The sequence below is a fragment of the Flaviaestuariibacter terrae genome, from assembly GCF_054777635.1.
Genome location: NZ_BAAHAL010000008.1, coordinates 615,615 through 634,201, shown reverse-complemented (window position 1 = coordinate 634,201; position 18,587 = coordinate 615,615). Strand labels below are relative to the sequence as shown.

18 protein-coding genes are annotated in these 18,587 nt (G+C 59.8%); 5 read left to right on the top strand and 13 right to left on the bottom strand.

The features are described 5' to 3' along the window. Positions 1–7: 7 nt before the first annotated feature. Positions 8–628 carry a hypothetical protein gene (locus tag ACYU7Z_RS10825; protein ID WP_460570294.1) on the bottom strand — a complete coding sequence of 207 codons (621 nt, stop codon included), beginning with the start codon at positions 626–628 and terminating at the stop codon, positions 8–10. 383 nt (positions 629–1,011) lie between these two features. Here ACYU7Z_RS10825 and mutL point away from each other — a divergent pair, with 383 nt between their 5' ends. Next, complete coding sequence (gene mutL, locus ACYU7Z_RS10820) at positions 1,012–2,898, top strand: DNA mismatch repair endonuclease MutL (protein ID WP_460570292.1); 1,887 nt, start codon at positions 1,012–1,014, stop codon at positions 2,896–2,898. Between the two features lie 81 nt (positions 2,899–2,979). On the opposite strand, the gene ACYU7Z_RS10815 is transcribed toward mutL, so the two are convergent. The 8 genes from ACYU7Z_RS10815 to ACYU7Z_RS10780 all read right to left on the bottom strand — a co-directional run bounded on the left by ACYU7Z_RS10815 (position 2,980) and on the right by ACYU7Z_RS10780 (position 10,944). Further along, entirely contained in the window at positions 2,980–3,438 is a 459-nt protein-coding gene (locus ACYU7Z_RS10815; protein WP_460570290.1) for a DUF4352 domain-containing protein, read from the bottom strand. Positions 3,439–3,611: 173 nt separating this feature from the next. Continuing rightward, positions 3,612–4,262, bottom strand: coding sequence for a hypothetical protein (locus ACYU7Z_RS10810; protein WP_460570288.1), 651 nt, complete (start codon positions 4,260–4,262; stop codon positions 3,612–3,614). A gap of 106 nt (positions 4,263–4,368) precedes the next feature. Continuing rightward, positions 4,369–5,604, bottom strand: coding sequence for a M23 family metallopeptidase (locus ACYU7Z_RS10805; protein WP_460570286.1), 1,236 nt, complete (start codon positions 5,602–5,604; stop codon positions 4,369–4,371). A 79-nt stretch (positions 5,605–5,683) separates the two neighbouring features. Then, positions 5,684–6,214: an SRPBCC family protein gene (locus tag ACYU7Z_RS10800; protein WP_460570284.1), complete on the bottom strand. Its 531-nt coding sequence runs from the start codon at positions 6,212–6,214 to the stop codon at positions 5,684–5,686. A 23-nt stretch (positions 6,215–6,237) separates the two neighbouring features. Then, positions 6,238–6,828 carry a DUF6985 domain-containing protein gene (locus ACYU7Z_RS10795; protein WP_460570282.1) on the bottom strand — a complete coding sequence of 197 codons (591 nt, stop codon included), beginning with the start codon at positions 6,826–6,828 and terminating at the stop codon, positions 6,238–6,240. Positions 6,829–6,918: 90 nt separating this feature from the next. Continuing rightward, a complete protein-coding gene (locus ACYU7Z_RS10790; RefSeq protein ID WP_460570280.1) occupies positions 6,919–8,556 on the bottom strand; it encodes a DUF5585 domain-containing protein in 1,638 nt (545 codons plus the stop codon). Further along, positions 8,549–9,103, bottom strand: coding sequence for an RNA polymerase sigma factor (locus ACYU7Z_RS10785; protein ID WP_460570278.1), 555 nt, complete (start codon positions 9,101–9,103; stop codon positions 8,549–8,551). Before ACYU7Z_RS10785 ends, ACYU7Z_RS10790 begins: the two co-directional genes overlap by 8 nt. A 71-nt stretch (positions 9,104–9,174) precedes the next feature. Then, complete coding sequence (locus ACYU7Z_RS10780) at positions 9,175–10,944, bottom strand: carboxypeptidase-like regulatory domain-containing protein (protein ID WP_460570276.1); 1,770 nt, start codon at positions 10,942–10,944, stop codon at positions 9,175–9,177. A gap of 179 nt (positions 10,945–11,123) precedes the next feature. Between ACYU7Z_RS10780 and pyrH the strand changes: the two genes are divergently transcribed. The 3 genes from pyrH to pdxH all read left to right on the top strand — a co-directional run bounded on the left by pyrH (position 11,124) and on the right by pdxH (position 13,227). Then, the gene (pyrH, locus tag ACYU7Z_RS10775; protein ID WP_460570274.1) at positions 11,124–11,840 is read left to right on the top strand and encodes a uridine monophosphate kinase; all 717 of its coding nucleotides are present in this window, start codon (positions 11,124–11,126) and stop codon (positions 11,838–11,840) included. A gap of 47 nt (positions 11,841–11,887) precedes the next feature. After that, positions 11,888–12,496, top strand: coding sequence for a hypothetical protein (locus tag ACYU7Z_RS10770; RefSeq protein ID WP_460570272.1), 609 nt, complete (start codon positions 11,888–11,890; stop codon positions 12,494–12,496). An 83-nt stretch (positions 12,497–12,579) separates the two neighbouring features. Next, a complete protein-coding gene (gene pdxH / locus ACYU7Z_RS10765) occupies positions 12,580–13,227 on the top strand; it encodes a pyridoxine/pyridoxamine 5'-phosphate oxidase (protein ID WP_460570270.1) in 648 nt (215 codons plus the stop codon). Positions 13,228–13,307: 80 nt separating this feature from the next. Here the strand turns inward: pdxH and ACYU7Z_RS10760 are convergent, their stop codons facing one another. From ACYU7Z_RS10760 to ACYU7Z_RS10745, 4 genes are all read right to left on the bottom strand, one after another. Further along, on the bottom strand, positions 13,308–13,427 hold the full coding sequence (locus tag ACYU7Z_RS10760) for a 30S ribosomal protein THX (RefSeq protein WP_460570268.1): 120 nt from the start codon (positions 13,425–13,427) through the stop codon (positions 13,308–13,310). Between the two features lie 179 nt (positions 13,428–13,606). Next, a complete protein-coding gene (locus ACYU7Z_RS10755) occupies positions 13,607–13,906 on the bottom strand; it encodes an HU family DNA-binding protein (protein ID WP_345258107.1) in 300 nt (99 codons plus the stop codon). 235 nt (positions 13,907–14,141) lie between these two features. Further along, complete coding sequence (locus tag ACYU7Z_RS10750; RefSeq protein WP_460570266.1) at positions 14,142–14,447, bottom strand: DUF4286 family protein; 306 nt, start codon at positions 14,445–14,447, stop codon at positions 14,142–14,144. 192 nt (positions 14,448–14,639) lie between these two features. Beyond that, positions 14,640–15,416 (bottom strand): exodeoxyribonuclease III, encoded by a 777-nt coding sequence (locus tag ACYU7Z_RS10745; RefSeq protein WP_460570264.1) that lies wholly within the window; start codon positions 15,414–15,416, stop codon positions 14,640–14,642. A gap of 264 nt (positions 15,417–15,680) precedes the next feature. Here ACYU7Z_RS10745 and ACYU7Z_RS10740 point away from each other — a divergent pair, with 264 nt between their 5' ends. After that, positions 15,681–18,584, top strand: coding sequence for an alpha-amylase family glycosyl hydrolase (locus tag ACYU7Z_RS10740; RefSeq protein ID WP_460570262.1), 2,904 nt, complete (start codon positions 15,681–15,683; stop codon positions 18,582–18,584). The last annotated feature ends 3 nt before the right edge of the window (positions 18,585–18,587 follow it).

The following is an 18,587-nucleotide window of genomic DNA, read 5'->3' as shown; positions in this document are numbered from 1 at the left end:
TGCTCACTTAATTCTCCCGTATCCAGATCGTCACCTTGTGCGGTGCAGCCTCATCGCCGCCGAAGTAGGGATAGAGCTGGTAGCCCTTGCCGCTGGCGGTTGTGGCGGCGCGGGGCAGCGAGTCGGTGCGGCCGTTGAGTGAGAAGTAGTACTGGCTTCCCTTCACGTGGATGCCACAGTGTGCATCGGCGCCGAGGGCTACGGTGCCGAGCTCCTTCTCGGTCATGACGCCGGCGTTGTACACGTAGCCAAAGAGGCGGAGGGCGCCGTCGCTCCAGCGCCAGCCGAAACGGGCGCTGTACTGGTGGTGGTCGGTGCCGTTGTTGTCGGAAAAGCCCCAGAGCTTGTTGATGTCGTACTGGTTGCTGGCATCGACGGTCTGGTAGATGGCCGAGAAGTCGAAGCGGACGATAAAGTTCTGCTCGCTCAGGTCGACGGCGCGGAGGCGGTTCTGCTCGCAGTAGTGCGCCCCCGCGGGGATCGTGTAGGCAACGGTGCCTGCCACGGGGCCGCTGTTGCTGCTGTTGTCGGTTTGTTGTTCGAGGGCGTCGATGGCCTTGTTGCAGCCGGCCAGCAGGAAGGCCGCGGCCAGCAGGAAGGCCGCGGCCAGCGAAAGAATGGTTTTCATAGTCGGATAGCAGTTCCCCGGTTGCAAAGGGAGGGTGTAAATTAGCGCGGCCATGGGCAAGGCGGAGCTGTTTTTCGGTGAGCGGTGAGCAGTGAGCGGTGAGCCGGACGGAGGAGCATGTGCCCTGTGAGGTGAAGGTCTTTGAAAACGTCATTGCGGGGTGCCAGACGCCTTCGGCGGAAGGCCCGAAGCAATCGGGTCTTCTATGTGGGGAAAGCCCTACGCCGGGTGCACGCCCGGCCGCTCCCACATAGGGCAGGCGATTGCTTCGTCCGCTGCGCTACCTCGCAATGACGCTCCACGGGGGGGGGTACCACTCACTGCTCACCGGTCTTGCTCAGGAATTTAGCACGTTCTCGTACCTTCGTTCCAAAGAGAGACCTGTGGCGGATAGAATTCAATTGCTCCCCGATCATATTGCAAACCAGATAGCGGCCGGCGAGGTCATCCAGCGACCCGCCTCCGCGGTCAAAGAGCTCCTGGAGAATGCCGTCGACGCGGGTGCCACGCAGGTACGCCTCCTGGTCAACGACGCCGGCAAGGCCCTCGTGCAGGTGATCGACAACGGCTCGGGGATGAGCGGCACCGACGCCCGACGCTCCTTCGAGCGCCACGCCACCTCCAAGATCCGCCAGATCGACGACCTTTTCCAGATCCGCACCATGGGTTTCCGCGGCGAGGCCCTCGCCTCCATCGCCGCCGTGGCGCAGGTGGAGCTCCGCACCCGCCGCGCCGAAGACGAGCTCGGTACCTGCATCGAGATCGAGAACTCGCTGGTGACCAGCCAGGAGCCCGTGGCCGCGCCCGTGGGCACGTCGATCGCCATGAAGAACCTGTTCTTCAACGTACCCGCGCGCCGCAATTTTCTCAAGAGCAATCCCTCCGAGCTGCGCCACATCGTCGACGAGTTTATCCGCGTGGCGCTGGCCTTCCCGAATATCTTCTTCTCGCTCACCCACAACGGGCAGCAGCTGTTTCACCTCGAGTCCGGCTCGCTTAAGCAGCGCATCGTACAGATCCTCGGGAGCAACTACGGCAGCAAGCTCGTGGCCGTGAAGGAAGACACCGACTACCTCGATGTGCAGGGTTTCGTGGGCAAGCCCGAAACCGCCAAGAAAACCCGCGGCGACCAGTACTTCTTTGTCAACAACCGCTATATCCGGAGCCCCTACCTGCACCACGCCGTGATGCAGGCCTACCAGGGACTCATCGCCCCCGACGCCTTCCCGAGTTACGTGCTTTTTATCGAGCTCGACCCGGCGCAGGTGGATGTGAATGTGCATCCGACCAAGCAGGAGATCAAGTTCGAGGACGAGAAGATCGTATATGCCTTCGTGCAGGCCGCCATCAAGCATGCGCTGGCGCAGTTTTCCATCACCCCGACGCTCGATTTCGACCTCGATGCCTCCATCCAGAACCTTGAGTCGGTACAGCGTCCGTTTACCGAGGCGCAGCAGCAAAGCGCGCGCGGCTCACAGCTGTACCAGGGATTCACGCAGCAGCACCAGGCCCACGCCATCGAGGCATCGCGGGCCTTCCAGGCGCCGTCGTCAAACGCTGCGGCCCCCGGCGGGCGCACGTTCCCGGCCATGCCGTCCTTCGAGCGCGATAGCAGCGCCCCCTTCAACCCGGTGCTGCCCGACGCCGGCGGTGCAGAAGGGATCGACCCCACCTTCACGCCGTTGCTCGACGTGTTCCGCTCGCATGAGCCCTGGGGCGTGCAGCAGTTGTTCGGCACCTACATCCTGGCCGCCGAGGAAGACCGCTTCCTGCTCATACACCAGCAAAGCGCGCACGAGCGCGTGCTCTATGAGCGTGCCGCCGCGGCCGTGCAGGGCAAGCCGATCGCCACGCAGCGCTCGCTGTTTCCCGCCTCCATCGAGCTCACACCGGCCGACGCCGTGCTGCTCACCGAGCTCCTTCCCGACCTGCAGCAGGTGGGCTATACCATCGAGCCCTTTGGCGGCAGCGCCTTTGTGATCCAGGGCACTCCCGCCGACGTGGAAGCCGGCAACGAGAAAGCCCTCCTCGAGCGCATCCTCGAGCAGGTAAAGCATTTCAGCGAGGTGAAGCTCCCGCGCCGCGAGACGCTGCTTCGCTCCGTAGCTCTCCAGCAAAGCATCAAGCCCGGAACGACGCTGACCGAAAAGGAAATGCAACGCCTCGTCGATGATCTCTTCAAATGCCGCGTGCCCAACACAACGCCGGGCGGCAAGCCGACGTACATGGAGTTCAAGAAAGACGGGCTTGATAAGTTGTTCGGACGGTAGGTAAAACCAAAAGTCAAAAATCAAAAGTCAGAAGCGGAGGCCGGCAGTTGTTGTGGCATTTGCTGCGACGTGTCGACGCTTTCAGGAAGCAGGAAGCCGCGCTACCCGTACCGTTCCACTGACCGGCGACACGAATTGGAAGCGATATTCTCCATGCTCCTTAACGGAGTACATCAACAGGACTTCTTCCGTTTTGCCCGGTTCTACGGTCGTAGTGTAGGCATGCAGGTTCAGTGCGCCCGTGGGGCTTTTCGGATCGGTCCGGGCGGGCACAGTATTACCGGCGGGATCGAAAAGCCTGAATGTGTCATCATTGAAATGAACGGGGTCCTTGCCCGCATTTTCGACGGAAAACGCGACGACATAATTCAGGCCGTGGCTGGAATCAAGCCTGTTTTCGTTGGCAACATCATAGGCGATACCGGCGCTGTTGATCGAAACGCGCAGGCCGTCTATCTCGAGGGTGCCGAGGCTTTTGGTTGCCTCTTCGCACGATGTTGCCAAAAGTAGAAAACAAAGCAAGGTGGTTAGTACTCTCATGTGCTTGTTGGTTCAGGAAGTGCCGCGTACAACGACCCGTATTTGTACTGCTGCCGTATGTATGAGGAAAGATAGGAAATAAAGGCAAAGGGCTTTGCGCTGTGCCAGGCATTAATGGTCGAGCGAGAATCTGGCATAGTCCAGGGGTCTCTGGTAGCGGTGATCCATCCGCTTCAGCGACACCGCAACCAGTGGCTCTTGTCTAAATGAGTTGTATCAACGTTATAAATACGCAGAAAGTGCCTGTACACTGTGTCAACCCGAACGACGCTCAGCGAAGGTGGGTCGCTATCCGTTGCGCCACAGCCATAGTCTCTCAAATAGATGCCCGATTGACCGTTGACAAACAAAGGCTCAAAATGATTATTGGTACATACCGTTGAAGCAAGGAGGGTAAAAATTCCCGCGACCATGAAAAACAGTGCTGCGCCAATCGTCAGTCCTGCTTTTCTGCCTTCATCCGACGCGTCATCGGTCCGCTTCAACGTCTTCACAAGCGTTAATAATATGGCGAAGGGAACTACGAAGATGCCAGCGATTTTATAGGACTCGACCAAGCGCTTGTCAAGTAATTCAATGCCTTTCGCAGCAAGAAAAATGGGAACGCCCCACCAAAAAAGCAGAACGAGCAAAGCAAAATAGAATATCGTGTTACGGACCTTATTCATCTGGCGCCCTGAACTGTCATTACCATCGAATATACGCCTTCTCATTGCTGCGATCCGTTCCTTCCGCAGCAAACGACACTTCACCAGTTGCGTGAACGGCGTCCTTCGAAATGCCCAACATTCCTGCACTTTCTTCCCATACGTCTTTGCATCCATCGAGGTGTAATCGTGGCCTTACCCGTAGTTATACTGTACCAACCCGGCGTCTACCTGCGCTTCTTCGGGTAGCGGGTGTCCGGGGCGGTTGTCGTCGATGCCGCGGTTAACGGAACAGGACGATGTCTCCAAAAACGGGCATGCGCATTTTCAACGCTACCGGCGCCAGTGTGCCGGCGAAAGCGCGGCCGTGGTCGGCCATGTCGTCCACGTCCTGCTTGCTGGCGCGGCCCTGGCGCAGGAGGCTCGCGAACACGTAGGGGTAGCCTTCGTCGTAGTAATGCGGGCCGTCCTGCAGCTGGAAGTGCAGGTGCGCGCCCGTTGAATTGCCCGTGTTGCCCACCTGGGCAAGCACCTGGCCGGCACGCACGCGGGTGCCGGGCTTTATGCGAATGCTTCCCGGCTTGAGATGACCATAGAAAGCCGACCATCCGTTCTTCATCCGGAGCACGAGGTAATTGCCGGTGATCGTCTTCGCCGTGCGGGGCACGGTCATCAGGGGCGGGGTGTTGTCGGGTATGTCGTTCTGCACTTCGGTAACGACGCCGTCCGCAACGGCATACACGTCGGCGCCGTATCCCGCGTAGTTTTCGTTGCGGCTGCTGTCGCCTTCAAACACTTTCAGCGAGTCGCCGAGGCGCACCCAATCGACGGCGAAGCGTTGCGGCAGGCGGATCCGCCCGTTGTACGGATACAGCAGGCGGTTGTGGCCCTCAGTGCTGGCCACGACGGGGTCGACGCCCTGGGCCACGAGCCATAACCCTTTGATCGGCGGCGCCAGCACAACCGCTTCCGTTTTTCCTACCGGGAGCGGGGTAAGGTCGAGCGCCATCTTTTTCCCCTGCAATTGCAGCAACAGGCGCTGGTACAGGCGCACCGGCGCTGGCGCCCGCGGCGGCAGCGGGATCCAGAAGAACAGGATGCCCCGCTGCCCGGGCTCGAGGACCGTCTTCACCGAGTCGTCCGGGCTGGCAAGATGCCGCCACTGCTTCGCGAAGGATTCGCCGCTGCTTTGATAGAGGATTGTTCCGCGAACGGTGTCGGTTCGCACTTCCACGCCATCCAGCCGGATCGCCGCCTGGTAAAGGTTGCTCAGGTGAAGCTCGTAGACCAGCCAGGTGCCCGATTCGAGGCGAACGGTCTTCGGTGGGTAATATTGGTCTGCCTGCAGCGGAACACGCGGGTTCGGCACGTAATCGGCAGACGGATGGCCGGGGCCTTTCGGCGTTGCGGGTTGCGCCGCGCAGGGGCTACCGCCGGCCCATTGCAGCACGATGGCTACGGCAAAGAGCATCCTTCGGACGCTGAGATTTGCTGGCTTGGCGTGGAGCAGGGCATTCATACGCAAAGATTCTGGTGGCGCTGAAAGTACGCCGGTCTTCCGGGAAGTCAGGCGCAGCATCTGCTTAGCGCTGCAGGAGTCAGGAGCGGTCTGTTTCGAGAATGCGTTTCAGCGTGCCGAGGCTGCTGTCCATATCCTTCGCCACGTTCTTTTCGAGCATCGGAACGAGAAGATTCAGCGGGTAGCCCAGCGTGCCCCGGTTGCTCCAGCTTACCCTGGTTTGCCGGTCGGAAAGGGCTTCGGTTTCCAGCACGATGCGGGCTGTGGCGCGCATCGGTTTCACAAAGCGGACCTCGGCTTCCACGCGGGCGCCTTCCTCGATGGCAATGATTTCCTTCTCGCCAACACCGGCGCTCTTGTCGCCGCTCCAGGCATAGATGTAGCCAACGGTTCCGTCGGTGCCTGTGAACGTTCGCCCGCGGTCGGCGCCGGCCATTGCATGCTTGTTGAAGTTGTCCTGGTTGCGGAGCAGCTTCACATAGTCGAACACCTGTTGCCGCGGCGCATTGATCACGACCTGGCGGCGCACATAATGCTCGCGCTTCAAAAAGAGGGCGATAAGCAGCAGCAGCGCAAGGGCGCTTCCTGCAACCAGTAATGTTGTCAGCATAGTAGGTTGTTTTCCGGGTGAGGTCAGGCTTCGCCGCCGGCGTCTTCCTCGGCGAGCCAGTCGGCAAAGGCGGTTTCGGCGTCGCCGATCGCCACGATGCGGTCTTTGTGGGTGAGCACGCCCAGGCCATGCTCCTCATCCCAGCTGGCGCCGAACTCGTAGCCCACGTACGATTGCCCATCGCGGCTTGTGTCGAGAATATGTACCCAGGAAAGGCCGATGAGGTCGCGGAACTGGGCGGCATCGGTTACTTCGGGCATGAGCTCCGCGGCTTCTTCGGCGCTGTAGTCGTATTGCTGGCGCATCTCGGGGTATTTGGCCTGGAGGGCGGCGAGGATGGTATCGCGGATGCTGTCCTGCTGCTTCAGCATGTATTCGTAGGCGGCGATCATCTCCGGGCGCAGCTCGGGCTCGCCGTCGTACACCGTTTCGCCGATCTCCACGCGCGTGCGCCCTTCCGAAGCGCCGTCGCTGGTTTCATCAAAAAAGCTATGGCTGGCGTTGAAACCCGCCCAGGCCGTCAGCTGCAGCGGCGCCTCGAAATGATAGGAGGGGCGCTTGCCGCCGATATTGTTGATCACTTCGAGTCCGGGGATTTCCGCTGCGTTGCTCATAAGGAATGTTTCGCCAGTGAAAATACGGCCAGAACGCCAAAAGAAAAGGACGCCCTGCCGGCGTCCTTTCTATGGAGATTCTGGTTGCACTTACCGGCGTCGCTTCGACTGCCAGGCCCAAAAGCGGATCGTGGCTTCGAAAGCTTCGTTGAACTCGTCGCGCACTTCGCCCTCGGGGCGGGTGTAGCGCAGATAGGGCTGCAGGTCGCGGCGGTAGCGGAGGCCAAGGCCCCAGCGGCGCCAGCTCCATTCGGTTTGCAGCACCAGCTGCCATTGCGATTGGTAGAGGAAGGAGTCGCGGTAGCCCGGCACCTGGAATGCGGCGGCGCTCTCGCGGCTCAGGTTGTTGGCAAGATCACGGCGGTAGCTGATGCGCTCTCCGGCGGCGCGGTACAACACGCTCCACTGGAAGCCGGCGCCAATGCTCCAGCGCCGCAGCAGCTGGTAATTGGCCGTAAACGGGAACTGGTGGTACCAAACCTTGCGCAGCTGCTGGCGATCGGTTTGCAGCGAGTGGGTAGCCGTATCGAGGCGTGTTTTCTGGTAGAAGCTTAGTCCCGGCAATAGCTGCGGGGCATTGAAGCGCGCCTCTCCCTGGAGGAACCAGCGGCCTTTGTGCACCCGGAGCCATACCGACGGCACATGCTCGGTGAAGGGGTTGTAGCGTCCCTGGTAATTGGCGCCGCTCCCGTTCTGGCCGCCGATCGGTACGGCCTGGCTCAGGCCCACACCGGCCGAAAGCCAGGGGGCGCGGCGGGCCCGCTTCTTCGCGGCCTCCCGCGTTGCGGTCGCTGCCAGCGAGTCGACCGAGGCGGATACCCGGGCTGCGGAATCGATGCCGGGAAGGGCGACCGGCACGGGCGTCTTCGCTCCGGCGGTTACGCTGCTGTCGGGCGGCCCGCTTGCAGCCGATTTTGTTGTCCCGGCTGCGTTTGCGGACGGAATTGTGCCATCTGCTTGGGCCGACGGCTTCGGAGTTAGGGTCGGGTCGTTGGGCGTGGGAAGGCCACTGTTATCGCCGCCCGCTGCCGGGGTAGGCACGGGCCAGGGTTCCTTCCGAAGCGCAACGGTTCCGGCGGCGGCGGTGGCTGCCTTCCTGCGCGCGGTTTTCGTGCCGGTAGCGGGTTTGCGGCCCTTTTTCACCGCTGCAGGCGGTCCGGCAACGAGGATATTGCCACTGCTTGTTGGCGCCGCTGTAACGCTTGCCGGGGCCGGCTGACCTGTCATTGTGGGATTGGCGCTGCCAGAAGTTCCCGTTCTCGCAACGGATGTGCTGCGGTCGTTCTTCTTTTTAGAGGTCGGAGCGGGCTCCGGGTTATCCGTGCCGGCGCCGGGCTGCGACGGGGCGCTTTGGGTTACGCTTGGGGTCGGATCGCTTTCGCTGGGGCTTCGGTGGTCGGGAATGGTAGCAACGGCGCTTGTGTCGGTTTGGGTGCTTTGTTGGGTAGGGTTGGTAATTGGTGACGACTGGGACGGGTGAACTGCAGTGGGAGACGTGCCGGGATGGCTGCTGCGGTACCAGTAGAGGCCGATGGCGCCTACGCTGAGCACGAGCAGGAGAAGACCCCAGCCGGCGCAGCCGGAGAGGAATGCCGGGATGATGGGCGGTGCCTTGCAGTCGTCCTTGTCGAGCAGGGCGCTCATGTCGCGCCAGGCCGCGTCGGCGTCGGGCAGGGGCAGGTCGCTCCAGCGCTCGTCGAGCTCTTCAAAGGGTGGTTGCTTACTCATGGTAGTGCATATTCTCCTGTTGAATCAATTGCTGTAGTTGTTTGCGGGCGGCGTTCAGGTGCCATTTGCTGGTGCCTTCACTGATCCCAAGCAGCGCGGCGATCTCTTTATGCGTGCATCCCTCGAGCACGTACAGGTTGAACACCGCGGCGGTGGCCGGTTGCAGCCGCCGCACCAGTGCCAGCAGCTCGTTTGCCTGCAGGCGGCTTACGGCCTCGGCCGGGATATGGGCCTCGGCGGCACTTTCGAGCTCACCGGTCGGCTCCTGCCGCTGCCGCGCCTTGATGTAGTCGAGGCAGCTGTGTAGCACGATCGTCCGGATCCACGTGTAAAGGCTTCCCTGGGCGGCGTCGTAGCGGCCGATGTGGCGGAACACCTTGAGAAAGCCGTTGTTCAGTGCCTCCACCGCATCCGCTTCGTTGCGGGTATACCGAAGGCACAGGGCCGCCATCGACCGGTAGTAGTCCCGGTAGAGTCGTTCCTGTGCCTTGCGGTTGCCGGCGCGGCAGCCATCCAGTAATTCAGTATCGGGAGCGGTTGGAATCAAGTACGGCTGTCGCGTGGTTGGTTGAGAAGTAAAATAATGGTGTTTTTCGAAAGGTGACCTTTATCTGTCTATCAGAACAGTCTTCGCAGGCGGTACGAGCCGGAAACGGTGTGGGTGGCCGCCCCCACAACGTAGGTTCCGGTGAAGGTTCCCTGGATATAGTCGCCGAGGGCCGCGGGCCAGCTCGTAATGGTGGTGGTTACCGAGGAGGAATTGTTCTGCTGGTCGGCATAGAACGAAGTAACAGGGTAAGTGCCGGCAGCCGCAGGGCTCGTGAAGTTCATCGAGAAGTTGTGGTTGCTGCCCGTGCCCGGGAGGGTCATGCCGCCGATGTACGTATTCCAGTTGGTCGTGCCCTGTACCTGCGACGAGTAGTAGTTCAGCGAGTCGCTGCTGCTCATCGACACCTGCGTGCCGCCATCGACGGTGTAATTGAGGTATTCAGCGGCCGACTGGGAGCAGACCTGGATCGTTCCGGCGGCCGTAGTGCCCGGCGTCCAGGCAACGGTCGAGGCGTTGCTCTGCGTACCGGTTGCAGTGTTGATGCCGAGGATGTCGATACTGCTGCCCGAGCCGGAGCAATTGAGCACATTCACTTCAAAGTGGCCGCTGGCATTGACGCCGGCATAGTGCACGCGGTTGTTGAGCACGAGAATGGCGTAGCCCGAGGTAACCGGCGCGTTGTTGCAGTCCACGAGGGTACCGCTTACAAGGCTCAGCGACGATGTGGCGATATTGGCCGTGATCGCCGGGAGGGTGGTGTTGCTGCTGAGCGGCGAGATGTTTTGCGTGAACACGGGCGACCAGCAGTTGTCGAGCACGTCAAGCGTCAGCTGCTCGTTGGCGGGTACGATGCCGCTCACCTGTCCGAGCGAGTCGGTCCAGCCATAGGCGCTGGTCCACCAGCTGGCGCCTGCGGGGCGGGTGATGCGCACCGCCACGTGGGGAAGCGGGTCGCCATTGGGTGCTTTCAGGGTGAGGCTCAGTGTGACGGCTTCCATCGGCTGGTCGCAGTTCCAGAACGAGAAGTGCGGAACGTTGCCCACGTAGCTGTTGCCGACCTTGGTGGCGCTGCCTTCTTCTTTCCAGATACCGGTGGCTTCATCCACGTACCACATCGGGATCGTTGCGGGCGCGGAGGCCTGCGCCGCCGTGGGGATCGCCGTGGTCAGCTGGGCGGTAGACCCGCTCTTGACCTGGAGCTTCTGGCCGGAGGCGCCTTCCAGCTCCACGGCCAGCATGCCGTAGGAGTTGAGAATTACGCGCTTGCCGTTCTTGTCGTTGGCCATCAGCGAGCCGGGAATGGTCTGGCCGATGTCGGTGGCGGAAGGATCGATATAGGCGGCATACACCGATACGGCACCCGTATAGGCGGCACCGGTAGCGGCATCCACCACGCCCGAGGCCGTCAGGGTTACCTTGGAGCCGTTGGAAAGCGTGGCCGCGCCACCCGTTGTGGCATCTACGGTACCGGCAAGCGTGCGCTTGACCAGTTTGATCTGCACCTGGTTGCTGCCGGAAGTAGCGGCAAAGGAGCGGAGGGCCTTGAAGTAGCCGGCCTTGGTTGCGGTTACAAGGGCCTGGTTCTTATCGAGGGTGGCGCCGTCGATGCGGAAGTAGCCGCGGCTGTCGGTAGAGGCGGTCTGGCTGCCCACTTTCACGGTCACACCGGCGGCGGGAGCGCCATTCTCATCGAGCACATTGCCCTGCAGGTTAGCGGTTACCGGGCTGGGGAGCACCGGCTGCACGTCGGGGCCGCCGGCATAATCCACCTGCTTCTGGCAGCTGCCCAGTACGAGGGCCGCAGCAGCGATCAAGGTTAGTTTGGAAAAAATACGCATGATTGGTTGTTTGAAAGGCATATACTGCCGGGTGGAAGAAAGGGTTGGGTAAAAAAAGGGAAAAAGTTTGGAGTTGGGGGTTTGCTGTTTGAAGTCGGGTTTAAGGCGGGAATAACTACAAACCACAAACTACAAACTACAAACGCGCCTATCTTCGCGCCGAAACCCTACTCCTAGCTATGCTCCCCAAATACAAACGCATCCTGCTCAAGCTTTCCGGTGAATCCCTCATGGGCGACAAAAGCTTTGGCTTCGACACCTCGGTGCTGAGCCTCTATGCCCAGGATATCAAGAGCATCGTCGATCTCGGCGTGCAGGTGGCCATCGTCATCGGCGGCGGCAACATCTACCGCGGGATGAACGAGGCCGAAACGGGCATTGAGCGCGCCCACGGCGATTATATGGGCATGCTGGCCACCGTCATCAACGGTATGGCGCTGCAGGCGGCCCTCGAAAAGCAGGGTGTGTATACGCGCCTCCAGAGCGCCATCAAGATGGAGCAGATCGCCGAGCCCTACATCCGCCGCCGCGCCATCCGCCACCTCGAAAAGGGCCGCGTGGTGATCTTCGGCGCCGGCACGGGCAACCCCTACTTCACTACCGACACCGCCGGCTCGCTGCGCGCCATCGAGATCAAGGCCGACGTGATCATGAAGGGCACCCGCGTCGACGGCATCTATACCGCCGACCCCGAGAAGGATCCCAACGCGACGCGCTACAGCACCATCACCTACCAGGAGTGCATCACGCAAAAGCTCAATGTGATGGATATGACCGCCTTTACCCTCTGCATGGAGAATACCCTGCCGATCGTCGTGTTCGACATGAACCGCGCCGACAACCTCCGCAGGGTCGTAACCGGCGAAAAAGTAGGCACGCTCGTCAACGGCGGCTAAGGGTTCTGCGAAATTCTGGGTAGCTTGCCAGTGCCAAACATCTGCCGATGCTTACCATTTCCATACTGCTGTTGCTTCTCGCCGCCGCCGCCGCCCTGCTGGCTTGGCGCTTCCGGTTGCTCCCGCACAGGAGCGAGGCCCGCGCCCGTGTGGCGCAGATAGAGAAGGCCCCCGTTGCGCCGCCGCAGCCGATGTTTCTTCCCGAATCCTTCGAGGCCGACGAGCTCGAGGCCGAAGACGTCAGCTGGCTCCTTGCCCGCCAGCGCAGCGCCCTCGATAAAGTGGAGCGCACACAGCTGCAGCGCGAAAGTGCCGCGCGCTTCGAGGAGCTCGGCGACCAGCTTGATTCGCTCGAAAGCCGCGTGCAGCAACTGCAGCGCCGTATGGAAGAATGGAAGTCCGCGCTCCTCGAGCGCGAAGGGCTGCGCCTTTCCTACCAGCAACTTCAGAACGACCATCTCGACCAGCAATACACGCTCGAAAGCCTCCGCGAAGAACGCGAGCAACTGCAGCTCGAGCTCGCCGAGGCCCGCAAGGAAGCCCTGCTCGACTACGAAGAAAATGAGCGCCTGAAAAAGCAGCTCGCGTTACTTCGAAGCCTGACGCGGGAAGAGTCGGAGGGTTTTTATGGTTCTCAAGGTTCCTCGGGTTCTTGAGCACAACACAGCGCCTTCACCGGAACTACAAACCATAAACTACAAACTCCAAACCCCAAACTTTCCCGATTTACTTTTGCGCCATGTCCCACACTTCCGTTGCCGATATCCGCAAAGACTATGCGTCGCGCGAGTTACTTGAATCGAATGCGTTTGACGACCCGATGCTGCAGTTCGGCACCTGGTGGGATGAGGCCGTGAGCAGCCAGATCGACGAGGTCAACGCGATGACGCTGGCCACGGCTTCGAGCGACGGAATGCCATCGGCACGGATCGTTTTGCTGAAAGGATTTGACGAGGGGGGATTTGTCTTCTTTACCAACTACCAATCGTTCAAGGCCATGCAGCTCGCCGAAAACCCGCGGGCGTGTCTTGTATTTTTCTGGAAGGAGCTGGAGCGCCAGGTGCGCATCACGGGCCTCGTGGAGAAGGTGCCCGCGGCCGAGTCGGATGCCTATTTCAACTCGCGCCCCGAGGGCAGCCGAATCGGCGCCTGGACCTCACCGCAAAGTCTGGTGATACCCAATCGCGACTGGCTCGAAGAAGCCTATGCGGAGCAGGCCGGCGTGATGACCGGCACCGACATTCACCGGCCCGAATTCTGGGGCGGCTACCGCGTACGCCCCATCATCATTGAATTCTGGCAGGGCCGCCCGAGCCGCCTCCACGACCGCCTCCAATATACCCTCGGCGACAACGGGGCATGGAAAAGGGAGCGGTTAGCTCCCTAGGAAAGTTTATAGTCTTCAGTTTACAGTTTTCAGTTCAGTGTATTTCAAACAAACTGGAAACTATAAACTGTAAACTTTGCTTATGCCTTTTTTTCCGCAGGCTGGTTGCCTGTGATCTTCTTGGCAGTCGCCGGGCGGGATTTGCCGAACGAGCCTTTGAAGGTCTTTCCTTTTTTGGTTTTCTTATCACCACGTCCCATGTTCTGTAAATTTTAATTAGGCAGCAAAAATAACAAGTTTGGCGTTTGGAGTAGGGAGTTTGTTGTTTCAGGGTCGCCGCAACTGAGGCGTGCGCCAGCCAACTCCGAACTACAAATGCCAATCCTCAAACTGAAAAACCCCGCCAAAGCGGGGTTTTTCGTAAGTTATGTCTCAGCAGTTAGAGCTTGCTGGAGAGTTCCTTACCAGCCTTGAAGCGGGCCACTTTGCGGGCCTTGATCTTGATCACTTCGCCGGTCTGGGGGTTGCGGCCGTTGCGGGCGGCACGCTTCGATACGGAGAACGTACCAAAGCCTACGAGGGTTACTTTGTCGCCCTTCTTGAGGGTTTTGGTTACGGAGTCAACGAAAGAATCCAGTGCGATGTTAGCCTGGGTCTTGGTGATGCCTGCTTCTTCAGCGATCTGGGCAATCAGTTCAGCTTTGTTCATAGTGGATAGAGTTAATGATTTAGAATGCAACAAATTTATACGGTTTTACCTACCAACAAAATATTTTTCGCCCTTTCCGCAACGGAGTTTTGTCGGCCGAAAGCCGCGCGGGAGGCGGGTTTGCGGCGGAAGGTGAAAAACTGCCGATGGGCCTGTTCGGCTCAAAGCCGCTATGGGCCTGCATTTGCGCGTATGAGGTTCTAAAATCCGCGCCCGGTAAGGGTTTCAGCGGGCATGGATTTGAATTATACACATAGCGGCGAAATCAGTGGATAACTTCCATCAGCGAGCGGAACGCGATAAAGCGATTGCCCCAGCGGTCGAAGCTTTCCTTCCGGAACCGGTCCGCGAAATCGCTCAGGTACCGCTCGTAGTTGCCCGCGCCGGCAGCCGTGTATTGCACCGCGAAGGTCGGCCCCTCGCTGTCGTCCTGCTCCAGCAGCCGGTGCACGCGAAACGACTCAAAGCAGCCCGTGGCCACGATCGCCGGGGCATGCTCCTTGCGCAGCCACTCCAGCCAGGCATCGGCAATCTCGGCGGCCACTTTGATGGTTACGTTGTATACTAACATGACGTATTTGTTATTCGTCATTGCGAGGAAGCCCCCGCCAGCGGGGCAACGAAGCAATCTTCCGGTTGAAGGCGCAATGCCGACTCTACCCGGGTCAGATTGCTTCAGGCCTGCGCTTTTGGAGCGCATTCCTTCGCAATGACGCTATTAATTTTATGTCTTCCAAATCCGGGATCCCGAGATCCGGGATAATCAGATTGCATTTAAATCCAGCTCCGCATACACCGGGCAATGATCACTGTGCTTCACATCGGGGTAGATGGAAGCGGCGCGCAGCGCGGGTTTCAGCGGATCGGTGACCGAGATGTAATCGATGCGCCAGCCTTTGTTCTCGGCGCGCACGGTCGGCGAGCGCTGGCTCCACCAGCTGTAGTGATGCGGGTCGTTGTTAAAGAGCCGCAGCGAATCCACCCAGCCGTTGCTGTATAGTTTGTCCATCCAGGCGCGCTCTTCGGGAAGAAAGCCGCTGTTCTTCTTGTTGCCCTTCGGATCGTGGATATCGATCTCGCGGTGCGCGATGTTGTAGTCGCCGCAAAGCACAATGTTGGGATGCTTTTCGCGTAGCGATTGCACGTAGCTGTAAAATTCCTCGAGCCACTGGTATTTGTAGGTCTGGCGCGCATCGCCCGAGGTGCCCGAGGGGAAGTACGCGTTGATCAGCCGGAGCGGGCCGAAATCGAGCTGGATCACGCGGCCCTCATCGTCGCTTACCTGGTGGCCCGTGCCGCATTGCACGTTGTCGGGCTTGTGCTTGGTAAACACGGTCACGCCGCTGTAGCCCTTCTTCTGCGCGCAAAACCAGTGATCTTCGTAGCCCAGTGCCGCGAAGGCTTCCTTTTCGACGTCGGAGGGCTGCGCCTTCGCCTCCTGGATGCATACCACGTCGGCGGGATGCGTGCGCAGCCACTCCATAAAACCCTTGCGGATGGCGGCGCGCAGCCCGTTCACGTTATACGAGATGATCTTCATGCAGGCAAGATACGATCGGCGGCCGGCACAAAGAGAAAGAACGCCGATCCACCTGCGGTGGATACGCTGATTTATTAAGATTGGGTATGATTTGCTGACGCACGCGACCTATCTGCGCAAATCCTAATCATCATAAAAAATCTGCGTTCTTTCTCTCCGCGCGCCTGCGCGCTGTGCCTGTGGCTCTCTCAGATAAAAAATTTTCACCATCTTTTAATGTGTTAATAGTACATAATGTATCTTTAGCGCCTATACACACTTGCTATGAAACGACTGCTGCTTGCCTTGCTTGCCGTTTTCACCACGCTATTTTCCGAAGCCCAGCTACTGTCCTGGACGCCGCCTTTCCCCACCGAAGCCGACGCCAGCCAGAACCTTGTTATTACCATGGATGCCACGCTTGGCAACCAGGGTCTTAAGGATTATGCTACCTCTTCGGACGTGTACGTGCACATCGGCGTTATCACCAACCTGAGCACAAGTCCGAGCAACTGGCTGCACGCCCCGTTTGTGTGGGCGACCACCAACGCCACTGCCAACGCGCCTTTCGTGAGCGCCAACAAGTGGAAGTATACCATCAACGGTTCGCTCCGCAGCTTCTTCGGCATCACCGATCCCAACGAGCATATCCTCAAAGTCGCCATCCTGTTCCGCAACGGCGCCGGCACCAAGGTGCAGCGCAATACCGACGGCTCCGATATGTATGTGCCGGTATATACGACAGGCGCCTTCAACGTTCGCCTCGACAAGCCAAACCGCCAGCCGAACTACCAGATGACCGCCGACGCCGTCAACTGGACCACCGGCAGCTCCTTCACGGTAACGGGCAACGCCAGCGCGGCTTCCACGATCAAGCTGTCGCTTATCAGCGGTGGCGGTGCGCCCACGCAGCTGGCAACCGCTTCCGGTGTTACGACGCTCTCCGCTACCGGCACGGTCACCTCCCTCGGCCAGCAAACGATCATCGCCGAAGCCAATAACGGCACAACAACTGTTTACGATACGATCAAAGTCTTTGTCGGCCCCACTACTTCGCCTACAGCGGCCCTGCCCGCAGGCGTCGTCGACGGCATCAACTACGGCACCGATGCCACGAAGGTGACCCTCGTGCTCCGCGCACCGAACAAAACAAAAGCCACCGTCATCGGCGACTTCAACAACTGGCTGGAAGACCTGAACTACGTGATGAACAAAACGCCTGACGGCAAGTTCTTCTGGATCACGCTCAACGGCCTCACGCCCGGACAGCAATACGGCTTCCAGTACAAGGTCGACGACTCGATCCGCGTAGCCGATCCCTACAGCACCCTCGTTCTGGATCCCTACAACGACCAGTATGTGAACCAGGGTTACACCGTGTATCCCAACATGAAGGCGTATCCCAGCGGCCTTACAACCGAAGCGGTGGGAGTGCTGCAAACCGCCGCGCCGGCCTACAACTGGTCGGGCACAAGCTACACGCGTCCCAACAAAGGCACACTTGTAACCTACGAGCTGCTGATCCGCGACTTCCTCGCCAACCACGACTGGAAGACGCTGACCGATACCCTCAACTACCTGAAGACGCTCGGTGTGAACGCGATCGAAATCATGCCCTTCAACGAGTTTGAAGGCAACAACAGCTGGGGCTATAACCCTGATTTCTACTTCAGCCCCGACAAGTGGTACGGCCCGGCCAACGACCTGCGCCGCTTCGTGGATTCCTGCCACCGCCGCGGCATTGCCGTTATCCAGGACATTGCGCTGAACCATTCTTTCGGCATGAGCCCGATGGTGCGCCTGTACTGGGATGCCGCCAACAGCCGCCCCGCCGCTAACAATCCCTGGTTCAACCCTACTGCCCGTCACCCGTTCAACGTGGGTTATGATATGAACCACGAAAGCGCCGACACCAAGTACTTCGTGTCGCGCGTGATGGATTTCTGGACCAACCAATACAAGATCGACGGGTTCCGCTTCGACCTTTCCAAGGGCTTTACCCAAACGACCACGACCGATGTAGGTCCCTGGAGCGCTTACGACCAGAGCCGCATCAACATCTGGAAAGCCTATTACGATTCGCTGCAGCTGCATGCACCCGGCGCCTATGCCGTGCTCGAGCACTTCGCCGACAATTCCGAGGAAACCGTTCTGGCCAACTACGGCCTGATGTTCTGGGGCAACCTCTCCGGCCCTTACGAGCAGTCGGCCATGGGCTATGCCACCTCCAACGCCTCGCTCGACTGGGGCCTGTTTACGGTGCGCGGCTGGAACCAGCCCAACCTGATGACCTACGCCGAGAGCCACGACGAGGAGCGCCTTATGTATAAGATGCTCAACTTCGGCAATGCCTCCGGCTCGTACAACGTGCGCGATCTCAACACCGCGCTGAAGCGTATGGAGCTCGTGGGCGCCTTCCTTTTCACGATCCCCGGTCCGAAGATGATCTGGCAATTCGGTGAGCTGGGCTACGATTATTCGATCAATTATTGCTCGAACGGAACGATCAGCAGCAACTGCCGCACCGATATGAAGCCGATCCGCTGGGATTACCTCGCCAATGCCGGCCGCAAGCATGTTTACGACGTGTGGAGCAAGATGATCAACCTGCGCTACCATCCCTGGTATGCGGCCAACTTCACGTCGAGCCGCATCGGCCGCCAGCTCGATGGCAACTTCCGCTGGCTGCAGGTGACGACGGATACGTCGAACCTCTGTGTGGTGGGCAACTTCGATGTGGCTTCGCAAACCGGCACCGTGACCTTCCAGAATGCCGGCACCTGGTACGACCTTATCGATGGAACGACCTTCACGGCTACCGGCGCTGCCCAGAGCATCACGCTGGCACCGGGCGAATACCATATTTACACAAACCGAAATACCAACAACTCGAGCAATACCCCGGTGCAGAATCTGGCTACCAGCGGCAACAGCCTCGACGCCGGTGTGTATCCCAACCCTGTGGCCCGCGCGGACTTCCAGGCTGACCTGTACCTGCCGGCTGCCGGCAACGTCAGCTTCGACCTGCTGACCGCGACGGGACAGGAGCTGCGTACCCTCCGCCAGGGCTACCTCCCGCGTGGGCGGCAGCTGCTGACGATCAGCCGCGCGGGCATCCCGGCCGGAGCGTACTACCTCCGCATCAACTCGAAGAATGGCACCCGAGTCCTTCCCATCATCTTCCAATAAGCT